This window comes from Longimicrobium sp., assembly GCF_036388275.1.
Classification (GTDB): Bacteria; Gemmatimonadota; Gemmatimonadetes; order Longimicrobiales; family Longimicrobiaceae; genus Longimicrobium.
The window spans coordinates 172,084-197,488 of the sequence record NZ_DASVSF010000100.1 but is presented as its reverse complement, the minus strand read 5'-3'; the positions used below and the strand labels follow the sequence as shown (position 1 = coordinate 197,488).

Here is a 25,405-nt window from a genome sequence, read left to right as displayed (position 1 = left end):
GGGTCCGTGACCGCTGCCGCGCCCAAGTTGTTACGTGCCCCAGGTTAGATCCTTCGGCCCGCGTGGGATGGCATACGGGCTGGTCCGGTGCGCCTGGGCCTCAGGATGACAGGCTGTGTGCTGGGCCCAAATAGCGAAGCGGCGGGCCTCGTGTGAGGCCCGCCGCTTCGCTTTTCCTGCCCTCCCTGGGTCAGACCGGGCGACGGCCGGTGATGACGCGCCAGGCGATGATGATGATGGCCAGGATCAGCAGGATGTAGGCGATGTTGCCCAGGGCGCCGATGACGCCGCCCACTCCCAACAGCGCAACCAGCAGCAGCACGATACCGACGATCAGCAGAATGTCCATCGTTTCCTCGGGTATGTCGGATGTGGACCAACCGGTACTGCGCTAAACTGCCACAGCCAGTAGCAGCTACCGTGCCAGGCCGGGATGTGTTTGCCGCGTACAGGGTTTGAGCAGGGCGGGATTGCACGGTCCGCGAGCGCGGGGCTATCTTTCCCGGCTATGCCCAATACCCGACTAGCCCAGGTTCCCCCCGGATCGCAGGACCTCCTGGCCGCCGACGTGCGCCGCCGGAGGCACGTCCAGCGCGTGTGGTTTGAGCTCGCCGAGGCGGCGGGGTACCACGAGGTGATCCCGCCGACCTTCGAGTACGAGGAGGTGTTCACCGCGGCCGGCACCAAGCTGGCCAGCGAACTCATCCGCTTCGTGGACCGCGACGGGCGGCTCGTCGCCCTCCGCGCCGACTTCACCTCGGCGCTGGCGCGGATGGCCTCCACGCGGCTTCGCGATGCGGAAACGCCGCTGCGGCTGTCGTACGCCGGCAAGGTGTATCGCCAGCGGCCGGAGGGCGGGGGGCACGCGCGCGAGACCTTTCAACTGGGCGCCGAGCTGATCGGCAGCGCGGGGCCGGATGCGGACGTCGAGGTGCTGCGGCTGGTGATCGGGCAGCTGCGCCAGCTGGGGGTGAGCGAGTTCCAGATCAACCTGGGCGACATCCGCTTCGTCACGCCGCTGATGGCGGGACTGAGCGCGGACGAGGCCGAGTCGCTGCGCACGGCCATCGACCGCAAGGACCGCGCGGCCCTGGCCGACGGCGCCCGCCGCTACGGCGCACCCGCCGCGGTCGCCCGGGCATTGGTGGAGCTGCCGGAATTGATCGGTCGCGGAGACGTGCTGCTGCGGGCGCGGTCGCTGGCCTCCGGCCCCGAAGCAGAGACGGCCATCGAGCGGCTGCGGGCCATCGACGGCATGCTGACGGAGGACGAACGGGCGCACGTGGTGTACGACTTGGGCGAGATCCGCGGGCTGGGATACTACACGGGGATGCAGTTCGAGGTGTTCGTGGCGGGCGCCGGGCGCGCGCTGGCCTTCGGCGGGCGGTACGACGACCTGCTGGCGCGCTACGGCTCCGACCGGCCTGCGGTGGGCTTCGCGATGGAGACCGACGCGCTGGCCGAGCTGCTTCCGGAGGCCCCGTGAGCGCGCGCCCGTTGCGCATCGCCCTGCCGAAGGGGCGGATGATGGACGAGGCGCTCCTGGTCTTCGAGCGCATCGGCGCCATCATCGACCCGGCTGCCCGCGACTCGCGCCGGCTGATCCTGCCCTCGGCGGATGGACGCTTCGAGTTCCTTCCCGTGAAGAGCGGCGACGTCCCGGTCTACGTGGAGACGGGTGTGGCCGACGCGGGAATCGTGGGGCAGGACGTGCTGGACGAGGGCGAGCCCGACGTGCTGCGGCCGCTGGACCTGGGGTTCGGCGGATGCATGCTGGCCGTCGCGGCGCCGGAGGGCGCGCCGTATCCGTACCTGCCGGGCGAGACGATGCCGCGCGTGGCCACCAAGTACGTGGAGAGCGCGCGCAGGTTCTTCGCCACCAAGGGGATGCAGGTGGAGCTGATCCGCATCTCCGGCTCCGTGGAGCTGGCGCCGCTGCTGGGGCTGGCGCACTGGATCGTGGACCTGGTGCAGACCGGCCGCACCCTGCAGGAGAACGGGCTCGTGGTGGTGGAGCCGATCGCCCGCTCCACGGCGCGGCTGATCGTGAACCGCGCCAGCCACAAGCTTCGGCTGGAAGATCACCAGCGCCTGATCGCCGGGCTGGCGGGCGCCTTGGAGAGTGCGTGAGTGCGGAAGTGCGTGAGTGCCTCAGTGCTCGCGCCCGCCGTTTCACTTCCGCACTAACGCACTCACGCACTCACGCACCTTGTTGAAGATTCGCACTCTCCGCGTCGCGCCGCCGTTCGCCGAGCTTCGGCAGATGGCGGCCGCCGCGTCTACGGACGATCCCGGGCTGCGCGATGCGGTCGCCGGCATCCTGCGCGACGTTCGGGCGCGCGGCGACGAGGCGCTGCTGGAGTACACGGCGCGCTTCGACGGCTTCCAGGCGCCGGACGCGCCGGGGCTCCGTATCGGCGTAGACCAGCTGGAGGAGGCCGCGCGCTCCATCGACCCCGACCTGCTGAACTCGCTGCGCGCCGCCGCCGAGAACATCCGCCGCTTCCACGAGAAGCAGCGCGAGCACGGGTTCCTGGAGATCGAGCCCGACGGCAGCATCCTGGGCCAGCGCGTGGCCCCGCTGCGGCGCGTGGGAATCTACGTTCCCGGCGGGCGCGCGGCGTATCCATCCTCCGTGCTGATGAACGCCATTCCCGCCGCCGTCGCGGGGGTGGACGAGATCGCGATGGCGTCGCCCACGCCCGGCGGCGAGATCACCCCCGTGGTGCTGGCCGCGGCGCACGTGGCGGGGGTCACCGAGGTGCTGCGGATCGGCGGGGCGCAGGCGGTGGGCGCGCTGGCGTTCGGAACGGATTCCATCGGCCGCGTGGACAAGATTGTGGGGCCGGGGAACAAGTGGGTGGCCGAGGCCAAGCGCCAGGTGTTCGGCGTGGTGAACATCGACATGGTGGCGGGCCCCTCCGAGATCCTGGTGATCGCCGACGATACGGCCGATGCGGTGCACGTGGCGGCGGACCTGATCGGCCAGGCGGAGCACGATCCCGACGCCATCGCCTGGCTGGTGACGACCTCCGCGGCGCTGGCGGAGCGCGTGCCGGCGGAGCTGGGGCGGCTGCTGGAGCGCAACCCGCGCCGCGACGTGGCCCGCGCCGCGCTGGAAGCCAACGGCGCCATCGTCATCGTGGACACGCTGGAGGACGCCGCCGCCGTGGCCGACCTGCGCGCGCCGGAGCACCTGGAGCTGCTGGTGGCCGAGCCGATGGTGCTGGCGGGGCGCATCCGGAACGCGGGCGCCATCTTCCTGGGCGCCCACAGCCCCGAACCGATGGGCGACTACTTCGCGGGCCCCAACCACGTTCTGCCGACGGGCGGCTCGGCGCGCTTCGCCAGCCCGCTGGGCGTGTACGACTTCGTGAAGCGCACCAGCCTGATCGGCCTTTCCGCCGCGCGCCTGCGCCGCGACGCTCCGCACGTCATCCGCCTGGCTGAGAGCGAGGGGCTGTTCGGGCACGCGGAAGCCGTGAGAGTGCGTGAGTGCGGAAGTGCGTGAGTGCGGAAGTGGCTTCGGCGCCGCGCCTGGAACCGTGCGCCTCGCCGCGTGCCGTTTACTCCCGCACTAACGCACTGACGCACTAACGCACCTTCAACACTGACCATAGATCACGTGAAAGTCCTCTACTCCGTAATCGCCGAGAACGCCACGCTCCGCCACGACGGGCGCATGGACGTGCACGGCATTTTCCACGAGCTGTACGCGCCGGGCTTTCCCGCGCAGCAGGACCGGCTGACGCTGGTGACCACCATCGAGTGGAACCCCGACGAGCGCGGCGCCATCGACTTCAGCGTCAACCTGCTGGACCCGGCGCGCAGCCCCGTGCTCACCATCAACGCGCAGACCGAGGTGGCGGACGAGTACGCCATCCACCGCCCGGCGCGCACGCAGATGGCCATCCCTATCGACAACCTCGTCTTCCCGGGCCCCGGCACGTACGAGTTCGAGCTGACGGTCGGCGAGGTGAAGCAGGGGCTGCTGCAGCTGTACCTGGTCCAGGACGCGCACGCGCACTGAAGAAAGAAGAGTTTCACGCAGAGGACGCAGAGATGACAGAGAGGACGCAGAGGGGCCGTGGCTGCCCTCTGCGTCCTCGCTTTTTCCCTCTGCGACCTCTGCGTGAAATGCAGTTACAGGGGACGGGGAAGAATCGTATCGAGTTCGCGCAGGTCGGCGTCGCTGAGGGTCCAGTTCGCGGCCGCGGCGTTGGCGTGCACCTGCTCGGGGCGGGTGGCGCCGGCGATGACGGATGCCACGGTCGGACGCGACAGGAGCCATGAGAACGCCAGCTCCAGCAGCGTGTGGCCGCGGGACTCGGAGAACGCGATCAGGCGCTCGACGAGGTCCAGGTTCTCGCTCGTGAGCAGGGGGTTGTGCGGCGGCATGCTGGCGAGCCGCGTGCCCTGTGGCACCGGCTGGCCCTTGCGGTACTTGCCCGTCAGCAGCCCGTTCGCGAGAGGGAAGTACGGGATGAACGCCACGCCTCGGCGCTCGCACTCGGCCAGCACGCCCGACTCGGGTTGGCGCTTGAGGAGGCTGTACTCGTTCTGCACGCTCACGAAGCGCGCGGCTCCCTCCGGAAGAACCTCCGCCGCCTTTTGGATCTGGTCGGCGGAGAAGTTGGAGCTGCCGATCTCGCGCACCTTCCCCGCCTTCACCAGCTCGTCGAGCACGCCCAGGGTTTCGGCGATGGGCACGTTGGGATCGGGCCTGTGCATCTGGTACAGGTCGATGTAGTCCGTCCCCAGGCGCCGCAAGCTGCCCTCCAGCGCCTTCCGCACGGATGCCGGCCGACCGCCGCTCTCGGGTCCTGATCCCGGGTGGCCGAACTTGGTGGCGACGATCGCCTCTGACCGCCGCAGCCCCAGCGCCCGGCCCAGGAATTCCTCGCTCTGCCCCCTGGCGTACACCTCCGCGGTGTCGAAGAAGTTGATCCCCGAGTCCAGCGCGGCCCCGACCACGCGCTCGGTCTGCACCGCGTCGATGCGCATCCCGAAGTTGTTGCACCCCAGCCCCACCGCCGAAACATCCAGCGATCCAATCTTTCGAGTCTGCATCCACGCTCCCCGCGTTTGAGGTTGATTGCCTGCGTCCAGCGCCTGCATCGTTTGCGCCTTCCGGAACCGGAGCGGCGAGAATGGCCTCGCCGTGCACTGGCTCTACGAACGCGTTATTCAGCTTCGCGCGCGTAGAGTTTCCCAGAGTTCGCGTGGCGGCAGGATGCGTAGTTCATGGACGTCTTCCCGAACGGCGAGTAGGTCCCGATCGCCGGTAACCAGGATGTCCGCTCTGCTGCTGATTGCGGTGGCGAGGACCCAGCCATCGTCTGGATCGCGGATCTGGTAGGAGGACGTCTCTGTCGGTTTGGGATAGACAGGATTCCGTCGCAAGGCACGAAGGACCTCGTCTACCTGGGCATTCGGCACCTTGAGCTTCGTAGAGAGGATCCTCCGGAGTTCATCGAGCACCACTTCTCCGCACACGAGTTCGTGCCTCGCGAGGATCTCTTCGTAGAGTTCCGCACAAAGGCCGCGCGTGCTAAACGCGCTGATGAGAACGTTCGTGTCCGGAAAGATCCTCACGAGACGTCGCGGAACACGTCCTCATCAGTCACCCAGCCCTGAGCCTCCGCGTACGGCATGAGTTCACTCCTGAGAGCCGCGAACTCCGCCTGTCGAATCTGGCGACGCAACGCCTCGCGGACGAAATCGCTTCGGGACTGCCCAGACTTTCCGCACAGGGTCTCGAGTTCGCGCTCTAGCTCGTCGTCCAGCCGAACCGTCAACATCGTAGCCATGCTAGCTCCTTGTTGTAGTACAACGCCATACAATCTAGAACGAAGGAGCCCACGCGCCAAGTTCTAGCAGTCCCGCGTGTGGACCCACACCGGTCCAAGCACGCCGACTCCGACGAGCGTGAGCCGGAAAATCGTTTGAGCGCGGGTGGGGTCCGGGCGGATGAGGAAGAGGATCAGCCCGTAGAGCGCCACGAAGACGAGGACGAAGCGCAGCTGGTTTCGACGGCTGTCCGTCAACCTCCCTCCCGCTCCCAGAAGTCCGGGTACCGGGTGGGGAACCCGGCCTCGTCCACCTGCAGGTCGCGCACGAACGCGCCGCCCGCGCTCTCGTAGCGATAGGCGTGCTCGCCGGTGCGGATGTACGTCTGCTGCAGCGGCTCCAGCGCGAGGCTTGGAAAGCGCAGCCATGCGGCGCGCACCTCGGCCCGCTCGCCAACCGCGAGGTTCAGCCGGCGGATGGGCAGCAGGTTGGTCGACGGGCTGAAGTTCAGGTCCACGTCCACACATCCCGCCACCTGCGGCACCTCCACGCCGTTCATCCGCCACACGCCATCCGCGACGGCGATCTCGACATCGACGGTCCGCTGGCCGATCCATCCGCTGACCCGCGTCCGCAGGGTGCGCCACCCGGCATCGCATGCAACGCGATAGCTGAGGCAGCACGGCCCGGCATCATCCGCGAACACTGCGGTTCCCGCCAGCCACCATCCCTCGCCCACGCGATCCACCCGCGCCGACTCATGGCCGGGCTGGTCCACTCGCCGCCAGAGGATCAGGCGCGAAGACTCATCATCCTTGATGTTCATCGTGTGTGGAGGAAGGATTGCTATCAGGGTAGGTTGTGCACCGCAGCCACCGAAGCGCGCCGGGCTGGCTCCCTTCCCCCGCGCAGTTTGCGGGGGAAGGGTTGGGGATGGGGGGCGCCCGCGGCATGCACCGGGCTCAGCCGCATCCGGCACGAAGTTACTGGGTCCGCCGGTCGGCCTAAACCGCCGCGAGCGCCTGGTTCAGCAGGCGGATGAACAAGCCCGCCTCCCGAACCCGGTCCATCGGGTGCATCCACCCGGCGTGCGACGAGTGCGCGAAGAGCCCGGTGATGGCGACGGACGTGTCGACGGCGGGCGGCATCAGCGATTGCAGGCGCAGCGTCTCGGTGTACGGAATCAGCCGGTCGGCGCGGCCGTGCGACAGGACGACGCGGCCCCGCAGGTCGGCGAGGCGGGGGCGCGGGTCCAGCCCCGGATCGGTCTCCAGGAGCGCCGTCACGAACGCATCCGCGATGTGGCGGACCAGGGCGGGGTCCGTCGGCGCGGCATCCGTCGCGGGCGCCAGCACGTCCCACACCCTCTGCTCGGCCGGCGAGAGGGTGCGCCGGATGTCGGCTTTCATGGGGTCGTACACCGGGTCCCACGACCAGTCGCCGCGCCGGCCCGCTTCCATCGCCAGCGCATGCGCCCCCCGCTGCACCGCCTGCATCCCCGCGAACTCCGGAATGCGCGTCAGGTAGTTGCCCGCCATGATCCAGCGGCCGTACGGGTCGGGGTCTACGTGCTCCGTGCGCCCGTCCCATTCGTGCTCACCGGTAAATAGCGAATTCACCATTCGCCGCACGTCCGCGTAGCCGCCGAAGGAAACGACCGCCTTCAGGTCGCGGCGGATGTCGGGATCGGCGAACGCCATCATGGCCTGCGTGGCGCCGAACGAGAATCCGATGGCCCCCACGCCCCCCGGCCTCACCTCCGGCCGGTGCGCAAGCACGTGCGCCCCCGCGGCGATGGTCTGTCGCGCGGCCTCCAGGTCCAGCCTCAGCTCGCGCCACGCGGGCACATCGGGCACCAGCACGGCCGCGCCCGAACCCGCCAGCGAGCGGACGAAGCGCGTCATGGCCTTGTGGCGGCGGCCGGGCACCGTCAGCCCGTGCAGCACCACCCAGCCGGGGGCCGGGCGCGGGCGGTCCGGCAGGTACAGCGTGGCCTCGCGGCGCTCGCCGGCCACCTCCACGAACATCTCTTCTTCGCGGAACGCGCCGGCACCGTCGCGCAGGTAGGTGCGAAGGAAACGCGCGGTGCGCAGGGTGGGAATCATGGGTGCGCCATCCCCACCGCCTGTGAGATGCGATCCAGCCCCTCGTTGCGAAGCCGGTCCAGCAGGCCGCGGTTGATGTCTCTGGCGATGGTGGGGCCCTGGTAGATGAACCCGGTCCACACCTGCACCAGGCTGGCCCCGGCGCGGATCATCTCCCACGCGTCCGCCGCGCCGAACACGCCGCCCACGCCCACGATGGGCATCCGCCCGCCCGTCGTCCGCCAGATCAGCGACACCACCTGCACCGCGCGCCGGTGCACCGGGGCGCCGCTGATCCCGCCCGCGCCCATCCCGTCCACCCCGCGCGTGCGCAGTCCATCGCGCGAGATGGTGGTGTTCGTGGCGATCACGCCCGCCATCCCTTCCTCCGCCGCGATGCCGACGGCCTCCTCCACCTGCGGGTCGGTCAGGTCGGGGGCAATCTTCAGCAGGATGGGCCGGGCGCCGCCGCCGCGGATCTTCGCGAGCTCCGCCGCGCGAATGCGAAGGGCGCGCAGGAGCTCGCGCAGGGGCGCCGCGTCCTGCAGCTGCCGCAGCCCCGGCGTGTTGGGCGAGCTCACGTTGACCACGACGTACGCGGCGAAGGCTTCGAGCAGCTCCAGGCTGCGCAGGTAGTCGGAGGTGGCATCTTCCAGCGCGGTCGCCTTGCTCTTGCCGATGTTGATGCCCAGCACCGGCTCGATGCGCGTGCGCCGCAGCCGCGCCGTCACGGCGTCCGCGCCCGGGTTGTTGAAGCCCATGCGGTTGAGCAGCGCGCGGTCGGCGGGAAGGCGAAAGAGGCGCGGGCGCGGGTTTCCCGGTTGGGGCAACGCGGTCACGGTGCCGATCTCCACGTGTCCGAACCCCAGCGCGCCCAGCGCGTTGAACGACTCTCCGGACTTGTCGAACCCCGCCGCCAGTCCGACGGGGTTGGGAAAGCGGATGCCGAACCGCTCCGTCTCCAGAGCCGAGTGGCGCACCTGGAACATGGACCGCGCGAGCGCGCGCGACGGCCCCGTCAGCAGCGCGGCGTTCAGCGCGGCGGTGCCGGCGAAGTGCGCGGGCTCGGGAGCCAGCCCAAAGAGCAGGGGACGAACGGCGTCGTACAGCGGCATCGGCGGGCATCTCGCGGAAAGCCCGGACGCGCGCGGCACGTCCGGGCTCGGGATTCCAGCGAAGCTAGGGCGTGCTCAGACGCCCGGCAAGTGACCAGGAATCCCGCTCTCCGGGCTGGCAACCTGAGCGGTCTCGTCGTTCCCGCGTTGCGCCTGCGGCGTCGTATCGGATGACGCGCTCGGAGCGAAGTAGTCTTGCAGGCTACGTAGCCGCCCGTCGAGGTCCGCGACGGCGGTGTTGCGGTGATACTCGCCGGAAGCGAAGCCCCACGCATTGAGGCCGCAGGTGCTGCATTCAGTCGCGTCCAGCCGAACGGTTTTTCCACAGCCGCAGGCCCACTCCTCCTTCTCTCCGCCAAACAACCCCTTGGTGGAAGTCCGTGTCCAGAGCCGGGGAAAGAGTGCTTCGACCTGTGCTTTCAGCGCCTCCAAGCGAGGGATGTCGTCCGCCGAGTAGGAAGAGGGGTGTGCCTTCAGGAGATTGAGCATCGATTTCTGGGCTGGCCTGCTTGCCTCGGGCAGCCGTCGGGAGAGCTCGTCGTAATCGACCAGATCCAGTCCCGTGATGAGTTCCTCGGCGGCCTTTCGCAACGCTCCGGCTTTTTCGCCTTCCGAAACGGCGACGTGTGCGTAAAGCAGGTGCTTGGCGTCATCCGGGCTCAACGCGGCAAAATAGGCGAATACGCGTTTCTTGATGGTCTCGCGGGCTGGACCATCCAGCGTAGATCCGTTGAGGTCGCGGAGCGCCCCGAGTGCGTACGGGCCGAACTCGGTGATGGCATGCTCCGTCGCGAAGTTCCAGGTCTCCTGGTCCAGCCGAAGCGCTTTTCCGTCGATCGCAGCCAGGAGTTGATTCTTCCGGAGGAGAACAGCCATGTCCCCCGCCGAGATGCGGCGGTTGTCTCGTTCCTCGTCACGGATACGGGGTGCTTGCTGGCACCGGGCAAATACCGCCGTTCCCACGGCGTTGAGCATGAACATCGACTTTCCCTGGCCTGAAACTTCACCGAAGTCCATGTGCAGGCCGATGACCGCATTTCCGCCCAGCATCGCGGCCCGGTCCTGGAGCAGTTCGGTGGCCTCGGTATACAAGTCGGAAAGCTGTTTTCCGTAGCTATGGGAGCGGCCGCCGAAGAAATCCGAGAATCCAGCAAAGATGTCGCTCACGATTCCCGCCCCGGCGACTCGATGCACAGACACCAGGCCGAGGTGCTCCACGATCTCCCAACCTTCCAGGTGCGACGTCGTGGTGACGAGTGCGGACTTCCGAAAGGCTCTATTCCTCATGAGGCTTCGCGATTCGCAATGGATGGCTCCCTTGATGGCTGAGTAGCCGTCGCCACGAACGGCATGGGCGGGAACGAAAGGTGGATTGGAAGCAAAGATGGAGGGTCGGCCTCAACCGCTCAAGAGGGACACTGCTCGTCGGAGGCGACTTCAGAGGGATAATCGACCCAGCTCCGCAGGCGTGGCCCCGCCAAGTGATCCAGGTGAACGCATTTGCGGAGGAACGTCGCGATATGTACCTGTTTCGGTAGCCATCGATGGATTGGCCTTACTCCCTCAGCACACCGCAGTCAGAAAGCGAGCCCTTATGCTCTTTGGCCTCGGCTTTGGTGAGCTTCTCTTTACTCTGATCGTTCTGGGCGTGCTGGTAGCACTCCTCGTGCGAGTCGCACGGGGCATCACGGGATCGAGCAGGAACGCTGGAGATTAGGAGAGCCAGCGCCGGGGCTCGTCATCCATCGCCAAGGCTTCCGTGAGCGCGGAGGCCAGGTTCTCGATCAATTCGGCACGGGTGGCTCCCTGCGAGTTTACGCCCGGCCGTTCATCCACCCAGCCGATCCACCATCCCTCGCCCTGGCGAACCCGGAACGTGTACGTCGCGTCCATCTGCTCCTCCCGAGTCTGTGAAAGTAGACAACGTGGGCGGGTGGGGCAAAGGACGCAACGGCCCGGGGGCGCAGAGCTTGCCCCACCGAGCGGCTCGCGTTCCGGATCAACCGAATGGGAGGGTGGGATGGCTCGATACAGGATGAAGCAGCGGCTGATCTCGATCGGCGAGGACTACACGATCGAAGACGAGCGCGGCCAGCCGGTCTACAAGGTGGACGGCAAGGTGATGACCATCCGCGAAACGTTCGAGATCACCGACATGCAGGGCAGGGAAGTGGTCACCGTCCGCGAAAAGAAGATCGCCATCCGCGACAGCATGAAGCTCCTGCGGGGCGGCGAAACGATCGCGACGGTCAAGAAGGCGCTGATCTCGCCCTTCCGCGACAAGTGGATCGTGGACGTGGAGGGCGGCGACGACCTGGTGGTGAAGGGCGACATCCTGGACCACGAATACGAGGTGGAGCGCGGCGGAAAAACGGTGGCCAATGTATCCAAGAAGTGGTTCACCATTCGCGACACCTACGGCATCGACATCCAGTCGGGCCAGGACGACGGGCTGATCCTGGGCGTCGTCGTCGCCATCGACGAGATGGTGCACGACCCCGACGAAGCGAAGTGACTCCGGGGCGGGACAGGCAGCTCCGGGCCGCCGTCGGCGTACGCGCGTGGCGCCATCTAGCCCTGACCACGTCTGCCCTGGCCGCGACCGCCTGCACTTCCGGCGCGGCGCCGAGCCCGTGCACCGCTCCGGGCGCGGACACGTCCGGATGGCGAGGGGTGGACGCGGGTCCGTTTCAGCTGTCGCTTCCGGCGGAATACCAGCGCGAGGAAATGCGGGGGATCGACTCGGTCGTCCGCCGGTGGGTGGCGTCCGGCAGGCGCTCGGTCCAGGCGGACTTCGGCATGTACTCGAATTCGCTGAACGATGCGGCGGAGAGAATGGACGGAGGCCGGGAGTGCATGGCCCGGATTGGAGGCCGGCGGGTCAAGGCGGTCAGCGGCTACGCCACGGAAGAGTCGTGGGGCCTGGACGGGCCGAAGTACGTGGTCGCGGCTGCGTGGCGAGAACCGGATGGCAGTTCGTTGCTCACTCTCGTCGCCCCCAGCGCCGATTCGGCCGGCGTGCCCGCCCTGCTGAGCATCGTGCGGTCGGTTCGGATCGCAGATCGGTAGAGGTGGCGCTCGACCCGTTCGGGATCAGGCGTCGATCTCGATGGGGCGCGGGGGCTCGTCCTGAATGAAGGTGCCCTGGATGGGCGCAGCCGAGACGCCCAGCTTCAGGTCCAGCGCGATGTTGCGGAAGCGGTCCGCCGTTTCGGGCGGAATGGCGATGCGCGTGAACAGGATCACCGCGTAGAACTCGCCCGTCAGAAGCACGCCGCCGAAGCCCAGCACGGAACACACGCCGTACTGGTCGACGAAGTCCTGCGCCGGGATGTACTGGCTTCCGGCGGCGTCGCGGACGTAGAACACGTTGTAGGTCTTTCCCTGCAGCCCCCGCAGCACCTCCGGCCTGGGCGACACCACATCGGTGGCATCGAGCCCCACCGCCCGCACCAGCTCGGCGATCATCGGGGCGCTCTTCACGAACTCCACCGTGGGGAGCGGAATGGCGTGGTGCCCGTGCGACGTCCACCGCGAGTTCCACCCGGGCTCGTCGCCCACCGTTCCCAGCAGCGTCAGGCACTGCAGCTCCGGCCCGGCGGGCTGATCGCCCAGGAACCGCGCGGCGAACTGCTGCGACTCCGGCGGCAGCGACGCGAACGGCACCGTCATGTAGAAGCGCGCCATCACGCACTCGCGCTTCCCATCCTCGCCCAGCGCCTGTGCGTAGAAGTAGCGCACGACGGAATCGGCCACCTCTTCGATGGACGTGGCACCCAGCGCCGCCCGGCGAAGGTCCGCGCCGCACGAGAGCATCTCGGTCAGGCCGAAGCGCAGGAGGGAAAAGCTCATGGACGGAACAGGGTTGCGGGGCATGGTCACGCGCGATCCACGCCGGAGCGCAGGGATCGCGCCGCGCCGCCGCCGGTGGACGCACGCGAGGCCCCGGACGTCGTGTCCGGGGCCTCGTTCGGTCGTTCGCGCCACGCGTCAAGCCGACGCGCATTGCGCCGGGCCTTCGCCGGCTAGCCGTCCGAGCCGCGGCAAAAGGTCTTCAGAAAGAACTCGAGCTCGGTTTCCGGACTCGGGCGCACCCACTCGATCATTCCCAGCGCCTCGTAGTCGGAGGACTCCGTCACCTCGGTTCCCAGCATCCAGATGATCCGCAGGACGTTGACTTTGCCGTTGTCGCAATCCAGCTCGAACCAGGTGCGTTTGCGGTCGAACGGCTTGCCCGAGGTGCTCGAGCGCTGCAGCGGGTACGTGTGCTGAATCCAGACGGACAGCACTCCCTCGTCGTCTTCCGTGAACGTGGTGGTGTCGTACGCAATCGTCGACGCGTCACTCCGATAGAAGACTCTCCACCGGGAGCTGGACTGGGCGTGAGCCGGTGCAAAACCGCAGAAGCAGAGTACGACGGCCAGGAGCAGCGAACGATTCATGGGCCAGGGACTCGGGAGGGCGGGTGAGGGCGGGAGATTCGGATGTTTACGATAAACGCGAACGCGTGGCTGCACAATCCCCGCTCCCCGCCCCGGAGCACGCGAGGCCCCGGACGGCGTGTCCGGGGCCTCGCAATTTCGTCGGGTCACGCCGCGCATCAGGCCGCCGTCGCGTTCCTCGAAGCAGCAAGAGGTGCCGTGAGGGCGTCGGCGAGCCAGGCGGGGCGCGTGGTGCCGGCCTCTTCCATGATCTCCACCGCCTCGTCGCCCTCGATGGTCTCGCGCTCAAGCAGGGCCACGGCCAGCGCGGCCAGGGGCTCGCGGTTGGCCTGGACGACTTCGCGGGTGCTGGCGTAGAGACGCTCCAGGATGGCCTTCACCTCGCGGTCCATCCGCGCGTGGGCCTCGGCGCTCAGGCTTCCCGCCTCGCCGTCGTGGATCAGCAGGCCGGTGTCGTCGCCCATCCCCAGCTGGTACACCATCTTGCGGGCGATGCCGTTCACCTGCTGAAGGTCGTTCTGCGCGCCGCTGGTGATGGCCAGCGGGCCGAACACCAGCTCCTCGGCCGCGCGCCCCGCCAGCCCCTTCATGATCAGCGCCTCCAGGTAGCTGCGCCGGTACAGGAAGCGGTCGTCGGAGGGCGAGAAATAGGCGACGCCCATGGCCTGGCCGCGTGGCTGGATGGTCACCTTGTGAAGCCCGTCCTCGGGCGCGCACAGCACGCCCACCAGCGCGTGGCCGGCCTCGTGGTACGCCACCGTGCAGCGCTCCTGGTCCATCGCCCGGAAGCCCTTGCGCTCCTTGCCCAGCAGCAGCCGGTCGCGCGCGGCGTCCACGTGCGCCCAGCGGACGGAGGGCTCCTGCTCGCGCGCGGCGGCGATGGCCGCTTCGTTCAGCAGGTTGGCCAGCTCGGCGCCGGTGGACCCGGGGGTCAGCCGCGCCAGCCGCCCCAGGTCCACTTCGGCATGGAGGGGAATGCCGCGCCGGGCGACGTGAAGCTTCAGGATCTCTTCGCGCCCGCCGGAGGTGGGCGGGCTGACGGTGATCATGCGGTCGAAGCGGCCGGGACGCTTCAGCGCCTCGTCCAGGTCGTCCGGACGATTCGTGGCGGCGATGACAACCACGCCCGCCAGCGGATCGAAGCCGTCCATCTCCACCAGCAGCTGGTTGAGCGTGCGGTCGTCTTCGTTGTGGCTGCGGTTGCGCCCGCGCTTGCCGCCCAGCGCGTCGATCTCGTCGATGAAGATGACCCCGCCCTTCTTGCGCGCCCGCTTGAACAGCGTCTTGATGCGGTGCGCGCCCATGCCCACCAGGAAGCCGGTGACTTCGGAGCCGGAGATGGAAAAGAAGGGCACGCCTGCCTCGCCCGCTACCGCCCGCGCCAGCAGCGTCTTCCCCGTCCCTGGCGGCCCGACCAGGAGCGCGCCCTTGGGGATGCGGGCGCCCAGCCGGGCGAAGCGCTCGGGGGCGCGAAGGAAGTCCACCATTTCGCGCAGCTCGTCGGCCGCGCCCTGCGTGCCTGCCACGTCGTCGAACGTCACGTCGGACGCGCCGGTGCCGCCCAGCTCCTCGCCAGCGCCCTGGTGGATTTGGCGGAACAGGAACCATCCCGCGCCGACCAGGAGCGCCACCGTCAGCAGCCCGCGCAGCACGCTCTCGGGCGTGGCGCGGGTGGGAGGCGAGGCCAGGGTAAGCTTGACCCCCGCGGCCTCGGCGCGCGCTGCCAGCCCGTCGATCTCCTCCACGGGGAAGGCCACGGCGAAGTCCGGATCGGTGCCGTTGGCCGCGCCCGCCGCGCCGGCCCACTCGCCCAGGATCACGTCGCCGGGGCGCACGGTGAGGGCCGACACCTTCTTCTGCGAGACGGCGCTGAGCAGCTCGGTGTAGGCGATGCGCGGCAGCTCCGGCGTGCGCGCGGCCCACCACGCCCACACGGCGACGACCAGCACGGCCATGCCGATGCCGCCGCGCACCAGCCAGGCGGGAACGCGGGGAGAGACGTCGCCCGGGGCCGGCTTGCCCGTAGCGGTGCCGGCAGAGGGACCAGACGGCTGCTTGGGAGTGTGATTTTCGCCGAGGGAAGACATGCAGCGAAACTGCTGAAGAGAGAAAACGCCGACCGGGACGTTCCCGCCGGCGTGTGTCGCATGGGATGTGACCCGCCTGCCGCCAGGAGGTTCCACGGGTCGCAAGTCGTTCCCTGGCAGCGGGTTGAAAGATAATGAATCTCCAACCGGAGTGGGAGTGGACGGGGTCGCCCGCCGCAGAGTCGCGCCCAGCGGCCGGCCTGCTCCCCGCACCGCGCGCTGTTTGCGCGGGAGCCCCGAAGGGAACCCGCAAGGCGGCGAAGTTGCTCCGTTGACACGCCCACGGGCACTATCTATGTTGCCGCCACAGCCGGCCCGGCATGGACGATCCGTCGCGGGGCGGCCCCAAAAACTCGTACTCTGGCCTGGACATGATAGACAAGATCACCGTCGTCGGCGCCGGCAACGTGGGCGCCACCGCCGCCCAGCGCGTCGCCGAAAAGGAGCTCGCGCGCCACGTGGTGCTCATCGACATCGCCGAAGGCATTCCGCAGGGCAAGGGGCTCGACCAGTGGGAGTCGGCACCGATCGAGCTCTTCGACACCCGCGTGACCGGCAGCAACGGCTACGAGGAGTCGGCCGGATCGGGCATCTACATCGTCACCGCCGGCATCGCCCGCAAGCCGGGGATGAGCCGCGACGACCTGCTGAACACCAACGCCGGCATCGTCCGCTCGGTCTGCGAGAACATCGCCCGCGTGTCGCCCGACGCCATCATCATCATGGTCAGCAACCCGCTGGACGTGATGTGCTACGTCGCGATGGAAGCGTCCGGCTTTCCGCGCGAGCGCATCATCGGCATGGCGGGGGTGCTCGACACGGCGCGCTACCGCTCGTTCCTGGCGGAGGCGATCGACGTCAGCGTCGAGGACATCCAGGCGATGGTGCTGGGTGGCCACGGCGACACCATGGTGCCCCTGATCAGCTATACGACCGTGAGCGGCATTCCCATCACGCAGCTGATCGACCGCGACAAGCTCGACGCCATCGTGGACCGCGCGCGCAACGGCGGCGCCGAGATCGTGAAGTACCTGAAGACGGGGAGCGCCTACTACGCCCCGTCCAGCGGCGCGGTGCAGATGGCCGAGGCCATCGTCAAGGACAAGAAGCGCATCCTTCCCTGCGCGGCCTTCCTGCAGGGCGAGTACGGGATGAACGGCCTGTTCCTGGGCGTGCCCTGCAAGCTGGGGCGCACCGGGCTGGAGCAGGTGCTGGAGGTGACGCTGACCGACGACGAGCGCGCCGCGCTGGAAAAGAGCGCCGAGGCCGTCCGCGAGCCCATGCGCGTTCTGGGCGCCAAGGTCTGATCCACCGCGCGCCGCCGCGCCGCGCTCCTCCAGGGGCGCGGCGCGGCGGCCGTTGGGAACCCGATACGGAGTACCTGGACATGGCAACCGACTTCCGGAACCGCTCCCTGGCCCAGGGGCTCCGCTACAAGGGGAGCACCGGGATGTGGACCTGGCTCCTGCACCGCGTGACGGGGCTGGGCATCCTGGCGTTCCTGATCGTGCACGTCGCCGACACGGCGGCGGTGGTGTACTGGCCGGACTTCTACGACCACACCCTGACCATCTACCGCAGCCCGCTCTTCCGGGTGGCGGAGCTCATCATCTTCTTCTCCGTCCTGTACCACGCGCTGAACGGCACGCGGATCATCATCCAGGACTTCTGGCCCATCGCCATGCTTCACCAGCGGCGCCTGGCCTTTGGCGCGCTGGGGCTGACGGCGCTGTTCATCATCCCGGTCGCCTACATCATGCTGGCTCCGCTCTTTGGCCTTCGTGAGGAGCCGGGCGCCGAGCGGCACCGGCAGCGGCAGATGCAGCAGGGCGGGGGACACGAGGCGCAGGCCGCGCCGGCCCCCGCCGTGGCGCCGGTGAGCATGGAGGCGCCGCGATGAGCACGGTGATCGACGAGGTGCCGGCGGAGGGCGGGCGCGGTGCGCCGCGGCCGGGCGGCGGCTACGACCAGCCGCTGATGCAGAAGAAGGGCAAGTTCGAGCTGTACAGCTGGGTGTTCATGCGCATTTCGGGGATTCTCCTGCTCTTCATGGCGCTGTACCACCTGTACTGGTGGAACATCGTCGTGGGGGTGGAGCACCTGAGCGCCGACTTGGTGCTGGAGCGCTGGAACCAGCCGCTCTGGCGCCTATACAACGTGGCGCTGGCCGCCTTCGCCCTGCTGCACGGGCTGAACGGAGCGCGCTACTCCATCGAGGACTACGTCCGCAAGCCGCAGGCACGCAAGATCGTGAAGGCGGTGGTGTACGGCGTGGTCCTGCTGTCCCTGGCCTGGGGGATCTTCGCCCTGATGACCTACGACTTTTCCGCCGCGGCGCGCCGATGATCCACACTCATACGTACGACGCGCTGGTGGTGGGAGGCGGCGGCGCGGGAATGATGTCGGCCATCTACCTGTCGCGCACCCCCGGGCTGCGCACGGCCGTCATCAGCAAGCTGTATCCGACGAGGTCCCACACGGGCGCCGCGCAGGGCGGGGTGTGCGCCGCGCTTGCCAACCTGGAAGAAGACCACCCGGAGTGGCACGCCTTCGATACCGTGAAGGGCTCCGACTACCTGGGCGACCAGGACGCCATCGCCGCGATGTGCGAGGAGGCCATCCCGGTAATCATCGAGCTGGAGCACATGGGGCTCCCGTTCAGCCGCACGCCGGACGGCAAGATCGCCCAGCGCCCCTTTGGCGGGCACACGCACCACTTCGGACAGGGCCCGGTGCGCCGCAGCTGCTACGCGGCCGACCGCACGGGGCACATGATCCTGCAGACGCTCTACCAGAACTGCATCAAGGGCGGCGTAGAGTTCTTCGACGAGTTCCAGGTGATGGACGTGATCCTGGCCGACGACGGGCGCTGCTGCGGGTGCGTCGCGTACGAGGTGGCGACGGGCGACCTGCACATTTTTCACGCCAAGGCCGTGGAGTTCGCCACGGGCGGATTCGGGCGGGTGTGGTCCATCACCTCCAACGCGCACGCCAATACGGGTGACGGCGTGGCCATCGCCCTCCGGCGGGGGATTCCGCTGGAGGACATGGAGTTCTACCAGTTCCACCCCACGGGCATCTACCGCCTGGGAATCCTGATCACCGAGGGCGTGCGCGGCGAGGGGGGCATCCTGCGCAACGACCACGGCGAGCGCTTCATGGAGCGCTACGCGCCCACCATGAAGGACCTGGCGTCGCGCGACGTGGTGTCGCGCGCCATCAGCATGGAAATCCGCGAAGGGCGGGGAATCAACGGCAAGAAGATGGTATACCTCGACGCCACGCACCTGGGCGCCGACGTGATCGAGAACAAGCTTCCCGACATCGCCGACTTCTGCCGCACCTACCTGGGCATCGACCCGGTGAAGGAGCCCATGCCCATTCAGCCCACGGCGCACTACGCCATGGGCGGCATTCCCACGGATGCCAACTGCCGGGTGGTGCGCGACGTGAACAACACCGTGCTCCCCGGGATGTACGCGGCGGGGGAGACGGCGTGCGTGTCGGTGCACGGCGCCAACCGGCTGGGCACCAACTCGCTGCTGGACTTGGTGGTGTTCGGGCGCCGCGGGGGGCTGGCCATGGCCGAGTTCTGCACGACGGCCGATCTGCCGCCGCTGCCGAAGAACCCCGAGGCGTTCGCGCGCGAGCAGCTGGACCGGCTGCTGGGCGTCAAGGGCGGGGGCGAGCCGGCGGCCCGCATCCGCGACGAGATGCAGGACGTGATGCAGGACGACGTGGGCATCTACCGCACCGGCGAGGGGATGGCGAACGCGCTGGCCAAGGTCCGCGAGCTCAAGGAGCGCTTCAAGGGCGTGTCGGTGAGCGACAAGGGTACGCGCTTCAACACCGACCTGCTCGAGGCGTGGGAGCTGGCCAACCTGCTGGACCTGGCCGAGGTGACGGCGCTGAGCGCCGTGAACCGCACCGAGAGCCGCGGCGCGCACATGCGCGAGGACTTCCAGTCGCGCGACGACGCCAACTGGCTGAAGCACACGTTCGTCACGCAGCGCGACGGGCAGATGGACATCACCTACAAGCCGGTGACCATCACCCAGTTCCAGCCCAAGGAGAGGGTGTACTGATGGCGGCGCCGAAGACGATCAAGCCGAGTGCCGGCGGGGGCGGCAAGGCGGCGGCGAAGCTGGCCACGGGCAAGCGGATCACGCTGCGCCTGTACCGCTTCAACCCCGATGTCGACGAAAAGCCGGTGTACCGCGAGTACACGGTGACGGCCGACCCCACGGACCGCGTGCTCGACGCGCTGAACCAGGTGAAGTGGTACGAGGACGGCTCGCTGACCTACCGGCGCAGCTGCGCCCACGGCATCTGCGGGTCCGACGCCATGCGCATCAACGGCGTGAACCGCCTTGCCTGCAAGGTGCTGATCCGCGACGTGGGCGAGCACGTGACCATCGAGCCGCTGATGGGCTTTCGCGTGATCAAGGACTTGGTGGTGGACATGGAGCCGTTCTTCGCCCAGTACCGCTCCGTGCTGCCGTTCCTGATCAACGACTCGCCCGTGCCGGACAACGGGCGCGAGCGGCTGCAATCGGTGCACGACCGCGAAAAGTTCGACGACACCACCAAGTGCATCCTGTGCGCGGCCTGCACCACCAGCTGCCCCAGCTTCTGGGCCGACGAGAACTTCGTGGGCCCGGCGGCCATCGTGAACGCGCACCGCTTCATCTTCGACTCGCGCGACACGAACGCGAACGAGCGGCTGGACATTCTGAACGACCGCGAAGGGGTGTGGCGCTGCCGCACCATCTTCAACTGCACCGAGGCCTGCCCCCGAGAGATCCGCATCACCAAGGCGATCGGCGAGGTGAAGAAGGCGATCCTCAAGGGCAGCCGCGACATCCCCATCCGCCAGCCCGCGACGTCGCACGGCTGAGGCGGGCGTTTGCCCCGACAGAACACGACCGGTCCCGTGGCGATGCTGCCGCGGGGCCGGTTGGCGTACCGGGGCTTGGTTCGGCGTGGTCGCGACTACGTTCCGCTCTTTGATGAGCCAAGGGACAAAGGCCTAATTGTCACGGGGCCCACCTCGCGCGGGTGCCGCTTGCCGTAATGCACTACGAATTGGTACTCCCACTGCGTAAGCGCGCTGCGTGCGCAGGTAGAAGGGCTTCAGCCGGGCTGGCCGCCGGGCGCTGACCCAAGAGCTCCGGCGCGCGCACTCGGAATCTCCTCGCGAGAAAGATGGTGGACGCACATGGGCGTGCACGCTGATCTGCGATAACCACCGCGACAAGAGCGCGATGTCGCCACTCCCCCAGGTAACATGTCCCCTCAAGCCAAGGCGAGCGCGCCACGCATGAGGATGCGCCCAAGCAATTTACAGGCGCTTGACGTTCGCAGCTGCGAGTATTATCTGGATCGGAGCGGGATCGGCCGATGTACTCAAACGGTGCTGTTGGCTGGAATTCCGTCTGCCGAACAACAAATTAAGCGGCACATCATCTCTCAACCCGAGACGGTATGGCTGACGAAACTTCTAATGAAGAACGCGTGGCCGAATCGGCCGACGTTTCCAAGGGTGTGCGCAAACGTAGCGAGGCAAAGCGCGCCTTGAAGCAACCAGCGAAGGCACAGCCGAATGTGGCGGAATCACTGCGCATCCAGCGAGCCGCTGATTCCCCGTCCACGGCAGCCAAGCGAGCAGCCCGTGCTTTCCCAGCAAGTTCTTTCGAGGAGGCACTCGGGCTCGCAGAAGCCGCTTTCGAATACGGGAGCGGCAAACCCGTCAGGCGCTTGAGCCTATTTGATCATCTCGGAAAGTCGCCCGAGTCCGGCCCGAGTCGGCAATGGGTCACCAACGCGAACAAATACGGCTTAATCAAAGGCGGGTACCAAGCCGACCAGCTCGAGCTCACCGCCGACGGGATTAGGGCAGTGAGCGAGGATGTACCTGCCAGAGAGCGGGTGCGCGTCCGGGTGCAGCTCGCGATCGAGAATATCGATCCGTTTAGGCAGCTGTACGAGCGCTTCGTCGGTAACAAGTTACCTGCCCGAAACGCAATGGTGGACGCGATCCAAGAGTTCGGTGTGCCTGAAGGTCAGGCTGAGGAGGCGGTGGATACGTTCATCGTGAACCTGCGATTCCTCGGGCTACTACAAACGTTATCGGGAGCGGAACGGATCGTCACGATTGACCATCTCCTCGACACGCTGCCCTCGACTCCCGCGACGAGCCCGTCGAGTCATGTGGCCCAGCCTCGGTCGACTTCGGCCGCGCTGATCACTGCGACGCAAGCTCAGTACGAAACCACGTGCTTCTATGTCGCGCCGATTGGCGAAGAGAGCAGCGAACTGCGAAAGCACTCTGACTTGCTCCTCGGGTCACTGGTAGAGCCGGCGATGGAGCAGTTCCAACTCAAGGTAGTACGTGCGGATGCGATCGACAAACCGGGCCTGATCATGTTGCCGCGTGCGATAACTCGCCCCCTCCATTCTGCGATAAGCTGCTCGATTCGCAAAATCACGCCAGTTGCGTGTACCGCCAAGCGCCGTTCACGTAGAAGTAGACGCGGCTGCTCGCAGAGTCGACCAACATAGGCACGCATCCCATGTGTGCCACAGGGACCCCAGTTGGCGCGCCAGCACAGGTGCGAACGTACTGGAACCCCGCCGTGGCGTCTGTCGCCAGCGCCAACTCCTGCGGGATAACCGAACCCGTCTCATAACCCGCAGGGAGCGACAGAACGCGCGTGTTGGCTCCCGTCACGGAGGAAGTCACTTCGATCCCGAATCCCAGACGGTTCCCGTCCCGGTCCGTACCCATTCGTAGCGCGACGAAGCGGATTGCCCCTGCAACGGCCGCCAGCAGGCGGAACACGATCGAGCCTCGGTCGGTGCCCCTGAACTCAATGTCCCCTGCAACAGGGTCACCGGCATCGTTTTCCGCCCGGAGCTCGTATGCGGCGCTGCCCTTCGACGCACCTGTCTGGCGGATTGTGCCTGGTCCCATCCGGTCGATCGTAACGTCGGGAGCAGTGGAGCCGCCCGCACCGAACTTCTGCTGCCCGTCCTGCCTACGTTGGAACGTTGGCTGCGTCGCGCCGGCCAACAGGTACTGCTCCGCGGTTGTCCCTGCCGTCGCCATCCGCCGCGTGACCGTGGACGTGGAGAGCGCAGGGCTCCCGATCACGTCCCATTTCGCGGTGTTGTTGGACGACGGCCCGGGCGTGATGCACACCTCACCCAGCGCGTGGCTTCCGGTCGGTGCGGGGTACAAGATGATCTGCCCAATCAGCCAGCGACCCGTCGTCGGCCTCGCCCCGAACACGATCACATCCAGCTCGTGGAACGTGAGCCCTCCGGCGGCGCTGGTGCCCCGAACGAGCACGTTCGTCTCACGCAGGTTCGCGAGGCGCAGCGGCGCAACGGTGTTGACGTTGCCCTTCATCCATATGTCGGCCACGTCCGTGAGGTTGACCGGGAACAGCACCATGTCCTGGCTGGCGTGCATGCGGTTGTTGGTGATGTGCACCCTATTGGCGAAGTCCGCCGGCAGTCCGCCGAGGACGTAGACCGCCGGGTTGCTCACCGACTCGAAGTCGTTGTCATCCAGCGACAGAACACCCCCCCGCCAGCGGAGCGCCTGCACATTCCCGCGGAAGCGGCAGCCCTCGACCTTCACCTCACGACGCGGGCTGTTGCTACTGACGGATGTTTCGACATAGCACGTGACGCCTGCGGCGGCCGGGTCGAACAGCGTCACCTCAATGGCGGTATCCGACGGGAAGATCGGCTGGGTGACCGGCCCCACCGGGATCGACGTGGCGTTCACGGGGGCGGTGCCCGTAGTTTCTGCGTAGACGCCGGTGCCCCACTTCAGGATCTTGCCAGCCGGGATCTCGGCCAGGAGAGGCGCGACGGGCAAAGCCGTAGCCCCGATCGCCACAGAGGCAGGAGCCGGGAGCGGGTTCGAGATTGTCGCAACGGCCAATCCGTCCTGCTGGATCGCGTCGCCGGGCAGTATCGGCGCCGTGGTGCGGTAGACAAGGACTCTGGTGGCGCCAGCGGGCGTGTGACCGCGGGTGCGCACCCAGGTGTTGGCGGAGACCGCGAAAAGGTCCGTTTCCGCGGGAATCGCCGCGGCAAGTGCGGGGACTGGCAGTGACACCGTACCGACCGGCAGGTCCGGCAGCAGCGGCAGCGGGTTTACGATCTGCGCCCGGATCGTAAGATCCGCCTCCCTGTACTTGTCGTGGCTGAACTCGACGCCTCCCAGGTCGAGGACGTCAGGCCCGGCGTTGCCGAGCGCGTACAGCACCCCGCCCGTGCTCGTACCGGCCGGGATGGTGAAGTCGTGACGGACCACCACTTCGCAGTTCCCCTCGAACCGCCACTCGTACTCCTGTACGCGCCACGGCTCGTTCAAGACAAAGCGGCAATTTTTGAACTTCCCGCGCATCTGACCCGTATTCATCTTACCGGTCACGCGCAGATTGCTAGCGTACAACTCGGGAATCACGCCGGTGTCGATCGTTTTCTTGACGTTCGCGTCGAACTTGTAGCGGCACAGGACGTTGCTCAGGAATACGCGGCTGGGGGCAAGGTTCGTCTGGTTAAACTCGAACTCCAGATTATCCACGGATGTGTTGCTGATGTGCCACGACTTGAACCCACCCGTGGCGCACAGGCCCGAGCGAAGCTTGCGCGCGCGGCCGGTCTCGCGAAATCCGTCGACGAAGATGTCGCCGAACGCGGAGTTCGCCATGGTGCCCAGCTTCAACCCATCCGTGTTGCAGTCGTGTACGGCGACGTCCCTCACGCGCAGTTCCGCGATACCTTCGTCGCCGTTCGCCACCATCTCGATACAGTGTGTTTGCTGCCGCTTCAGCCCTTCCGGATCGGCTGCGAAGAATGGATTACCGCGGTGGTTGTCGTCGATCGTCAGCCCCGAAATGTTCACGGTGATTTTGTGCCCCGCGGCGTTTCGCACGTAGAACAGCCGAAGCGCGAGGCTCCTGCGCTGGACTCCGTTCTCGTCCAGCCCCGGATCGGGGATGGAGTTATCGGGTCGCTTGATGTTGGTGATCCCCACCCCGGCACCCTGGATGGTGACGCTGTGCGTGGCCCCGTCCATCCAGACGAGCTCGCTCGTGTTTGGAGAGCCGATCACCCAGTATCCGGAGATCAGCTGAACGCGGATGCCCGTGGCCATGGCGTTCAGCCCGGCGGCGCGGACCGCCGGACCGTCGTTGTCAACCCCGTTCACCGGTGCCCCCCAGTGAACGGGGTTCAGCGCCTCGATGCTGCCGGGAGCGAAGCGCACCTTCCCCCCCAGCGACTCGTCAATCCAGTGGACGTGCCCCGCGTCGACCGGGCCCGCGAGCGTGAGGGTCACACCGGCGGCAGGCCTGACCAGCGCACCGGGGCGCACCTCCAGTCCCACGCCCAGGGTCATGCTGGCGTTGATGCGGAGCGGGTCGGCAAGCCGAATCCGCCCGCCCTCGTCCGCGACACGCGCGGCCAGCAGCGCGAGCCGCGGACCGTCGTCTGCCGTGCCGTCCAGCACGAAGCCGAGGTCGGCCCTGAAGGCGGCGACGTCGTACATGCCGGCACCGCCCCTGTTCAGGGCCGGGAGACTCACGCCGCCGGCGGTGTCGGGGGTGATGGAGTCGTAGATCAGCTCAATCGGCATTAGTTCACAACTCTCCCAGGATTCGCAATTTGTCGCCCATCACCACCTCTATGATGCCACCCGCATCCGTCGACAGAGGGGCGACCTGGATGCCCCGCGCCGTGCGCACGTGCCGGTGCGTCGCGCCGGAACGCGTCGCGACCGGCCGGTACCTTCCCGGCGACACCTCCTGGAGGTAGCTGAGCGTCACGCTTGACCTCTCCGGCATCGGCCCGGTGCCCCGCCTCACCTT

At 67.6% G+C, this 25,405-nt stretch carries 27 protein-coding genes; 12 read left to right on the top strand and 15 right to left on the bottom strand.

The features are described from left to right. Nucleotides 1-190: 190 nt before the first annotated feature. Nucleotides 191-349: a hypothetical protein gene (locus VF632_RS21970; RefSeq protein ID WP_331025071.1), complete on the bottom strand. Its 159-nt coding sequence runs from the start codon at nt 347-349 to the stop codon at nt 191-193. Nucleotides 350-508: 159 nt separating this feature from the next. Here VF632_RS21970 and hisZ point away from each other — a divergent pair, with 159 nt between their 5' ends. From hisZ to VF632_RS21950, 4 genes are all read left to right on the top strand, one after another. Then, on the top strand, nt 509-1,486 hold the full coding sequence (hisZ, locus tag VF632_RS21965; protein ID WP_331025070.1) for an ATP phosphoribosyltransferase regulatory subunit: 978 nt from the start codon (nt 509-511) through the stop codon (nt 1,484-1,486). Further along, the gene (gene hisG, locus VF632_RS21960; protein WP_331025069.1) at nt 1,483-2,130 is read left to right on the top strand and encodes an ATP phosphoribosyltransferase; all 648 of its coding nucleotides are present in this window, start codon (nt 1,483-1,485) and stop codon (nt 2,128-2,130) included. The genes hisZ and hisG overlap by 4 nt, the downstream gene beginning before the upstream one ends. A gap of 133 nt (nt 2,131-2,263) precedes the next feature. Next, nucleotides 2,264-3,511 (top strand): histidinol dehydrogenase, encoded by a 1,248-nt coding sequence (gene hisD / locus VF632_RS21955; RefSeq protein WP_414682911.1) that lies wholly within the window; start codon nt 2,264-2,266, stop codon nt 3,509-3,511. 114 nt (nt 3,512-3,625) lie between these two features. After that, entirely contained in the window at nt 3,626-4,030 is a 405-nt protein-coding gene (locus VF632_RS21950) for a DUF6941 family protein (RefSeq protein ID WP_331025067.1), read from the top strand. Nucleotides 4,031-4,143: 113 nt separating this feature from the next. Here the strand turns inward: VF632_RS21950 and VF632_RS21945 are convergent, their stop codons facing one another. From VF632_RS21945 to VF632_RS21905, 9 genes are all read right to left on the bottom strand, one after another. Then, the gene (locus tag VF632_RS21945) at nt 4,144-5,070 is read right to left on the bottom strand and encodes an aldo/keto reductase (protein ID WP_331025066.1); all 927 of its coding nucleotides are present in this window, start codon (nt 5,068-5,070) and stop codon (nt 4,144-4,146) included. 117 nt (nt 5,071-5,187) lie between these two features. Continuing rightward, nucleotides 5,188-5,595: a putative toxin-antitoxin system toxin component, PIN family gene (locus VF632_RS21940; RefSeq protein WP_331025065.1), complete on the bottom strand. Its 408-nt coding sequence runs from the start codon at nt 5,593-5,595 to the stop codon at nt 5,188-5,190. Beyond that, the gene (locus VF632_RS21935) at nt 5,592-5,810 is read right to left on the bottom strand and encodes a ribbon-helix-helix domain-containing protein (RefSeq protein ID WP_331025064.1); all 219 of its coding nucleotides are present in this window, start codon (nt 5,808-5,810) and stop codon (nt 5,592-5,594) included. Before VF632_RS21935 ends, VF632_RS21940 begins: the two co-directional genes overlap by 4 nt. Before the next feature lie 63 nt (nt 5,811-5,873). Continuing rightward, a complete protein-coding gene (locus VF632_RS21930) occupies nt 5,874-6,047 on the bottom strand; it encodes a hypothetical protein (protein WP_331025063.1) in 174 nt (57 codons plus the stop codon). Beyond that, nucleotides 6,044-6,616 carry a putative glycolipid-binding domain-containing protein gene (locus tag VF632_RS21925; protein WP_331025062.1) on the bottom strand — a complete coding sequence of 191 codons (573 nt, stop codon included), beginning with the start codon at nt 6,614-6,616 and terminating at the stop codon, nt 6,044-6,046. Before VF632_RS21925 ends, VF632_RS21930 begins: the two co-directional genes overlap by 4 nt. Before the next feature lie 178 nt (nt 6,617-6,794). Next, a complete protein-coding gene (locus VF632_RS21920; RefSeq protein WP_331025061.1) occupies nt 6,795-7,895 on the bottom strand; it encodes a hypothetical protein in 1,101 nt (366 codons plus the stop codon). Next, nucleotides 7,892-8,983 (bottom strand): quinone-dependent dihydroorotate dehydrogenase, encoded by a 1,092-nt coding sequence (locus VF632_RS21915; RefSeq protein WP_349264030.1) that lies wholly within the window; start codon nt 8,981-8,983, stop codon nt 7,892-7,894. The genes VF632_RS21920 and VF632_RS21915 overlap by 4 nt, the downstream gene beginning before the upstream one ends. An 81-nt stretch (nt 8,984-9,064) precedes the next feature. Next, nucleotides 9,065-10,276, bottom strand: coding sequence for a YbjQ family protein (locus VF632_RS21910; RefSeq protein WP_331025059.1), 1,212 nt, complete (start codon nt 10,274-10,276; stop codon nt 9,065-9,067). 426 nt (nt 10,277-10,702) lie between these two features. Continuing rightward, nucleotides 10,703-10,882: a type II toxin-antitoxin system HicB family antitoxin gene (locus tag VF632_RS21905; protein WP_331025058.1), complete on the bottom strand. Its 180-nt coding sequence runs from the start codon at nt 10,880-10,882 to the stop codon at nt 10,703-10,705. A 127-nt stretch (nt 10,883-11,009) separates the two neighbouring features. Between VF632_RS21905 and VF632_RS21900 the strand changes: the two genes are divergently transcribed. Then, complete coding sequence (locus VF632_RS21900; protein ID WP_331025057.1) at nt 11,010-11,504, top strand: LURP-one-related/scramblase family protein; 495 nt, start codon at nt 11,010-11,012, stop codon at nt 11,502-11,504. Nucleotides 11,505-11,662: 158 nt separating this feature from the next. After that, a complete protein-coding gene (locus tag VF632_RS21895) occupies nt 11,663-12,058 on the top strand; it encodes a hypothetical protein (RefSeq protein ID WP_331025056.1) in 396 nt (131 codons plus the stop codon). A gap of 24 nt (nt 12,059-12,082) precedes the next feature. Here the strand turns inward: VF632_RS21895 and VF632_RS21890 are convergent, their stop codons facing one another. From VF632_RS21890 to VF632_RS21880, 3 genes are all read right to left on the bottom strand, one after another. Next, a complete protein-coding gene (locus tag VF632_RS21890) occupies nt 12,083-12,841 on the bottom strand; it encodes a hypothetical protein (protein WP_331025055.1) in 759 nt (252 codons plus the stop codon). A gap of 173 nt (nt 12,842-13,014) precedes the next feature. Beyond that, a complete protein-coding gene (locus tag VF632_RS21885) occupies nt 13,015-13,431 on the bottom strand; it encodes a surface-adhesin E family protein (protein ID WP_331025054.1) in 417 nt (138 codons plus the stop codon). A gap of 158 nt (nt 13,432-13,589) precedes the next feature. Then, nucleotides 13,590-15,518 (bottom strand): ATP-dependent metallopeptidase FtsH/Yme1/Tma family protein, encoded by a 1,929-nt coding sequence (locus VF632_RS21880; RefSeq protein WP_331025053.1) that lies wholly within the window; start codon nt 15,516-15,518, stop codon nt 13,590-13,592. A gap of 371 nt (nt 15,519-15,889) precedes the next feature. Here VF632_RS21880 and mdh point away from each other — a divergent pair, with 371 nt between their 5' ends. The 6 genes from mdh (at nt 15,890) to VF632_RS21850 (ending at nt 22,079) form a co-directional block, all read left to right on the top strand. Next, entirely contained in the window at nt 15,890-16,825 is a 936-nt protein-coding gene (gene mdh / locus VF632_RS21875) for a malate dehydrogenase (RefSeq protein WP_331025052.1), read from the top strand. 80 nt (nt 16,826-16,905) lie between these two features. After that, the gene (gene sdhC, locus VF632_RS21870) at nt 16,906-17,418 is read left to right on the top strand and encodes a succinate dehydrogenase, cytochrome b556 subunit (RefSeq protein ID WP_331025051.1); all 513 of its coding nucleotides are present in this window, start codon (nt 16,906-16,908) and stop codon (nt 17,416-17,418) included. After that, nucleotides 17,415-17,864, top strand: coding sequence for a hypothetical protein (locus VF632_RS21865; RefSeq protein ID WP_331025050.1), 450 nt, complete (start codon nt 17,415-17,417; stop codon nt 17,862-17,864). Before sdhC ends, VF632_RS21865 begins: the two co-directional genes overlap by 4 nt. Then, entirely contained in the window at nt 17,861-19,603 is a 1,743-nt protein-coding gene (gene sdhA / locus VF632_RS21860; protein WP_331025049.1) for a succinate dehydrogenase flavoprotein subunit, read from the top strand. The genes VF632_RS21865 and sdhA overlap by 4 nt, the downstream gene beginning before the upstream one ends. Then, on the top strand, nt 19,603-20,415 hold the full coding sequence (locus VF632_RS21855) for a succinate dehydrogenase iron-sulfur subunit (RefSeq protein ID WP_331025048.1): 813 nt from the start codon (nt 19,603-19,605) through the stop codon (nt 20,413-20,415). Before sdhA ends, VF632_RS21855 begins: the two co-directional genes overlap by 1 nt. Before the next feature lie 587 nt (nt 20,416-21,002). Further along, the gene (locus VF632_RS21850) at nt 21,003-22,079 is read left to right on the top strand and encodes a hypothetical protein (protein ID WP_331025047.1); all 1,077 of its coding nucleotides are present in this window, start codon (nt 21,003-21,005) and stop codon (nt 22,077-22,079) included. Here the strand turns inward: VF632_RS21850 and VF632_RS21845 are convergent. Then, on the bottom strand, nt 22,003-25,173 hold the full coding sequence (locus tag VF632_RS21845; protein WP_331025046.1) for a hypothetical protein: 3,171 nt from the start codon (nt 25,171-25,173) through the stop codon (nt 22,003-22,005). The genes VF632_RS21850 and VF632_RS21845 overlap by 77 nt on opposite strands. A gap of 4 nt (nt 25,174-25,177) precedes the next feature. Then, nucleotides 25,178-25,363 (bottom strand): hypothetical protein, encoded by a 186-nt coding sequence (locus VF632_RS21840; RefSeq protein WP_331025045.1) that lies wholly within the window; start codon nt 25,361-25,363, stop codon nt 25,178-25,180. Nucleotides 25,364-25,405: the final 42 nt, after the last annotated feature.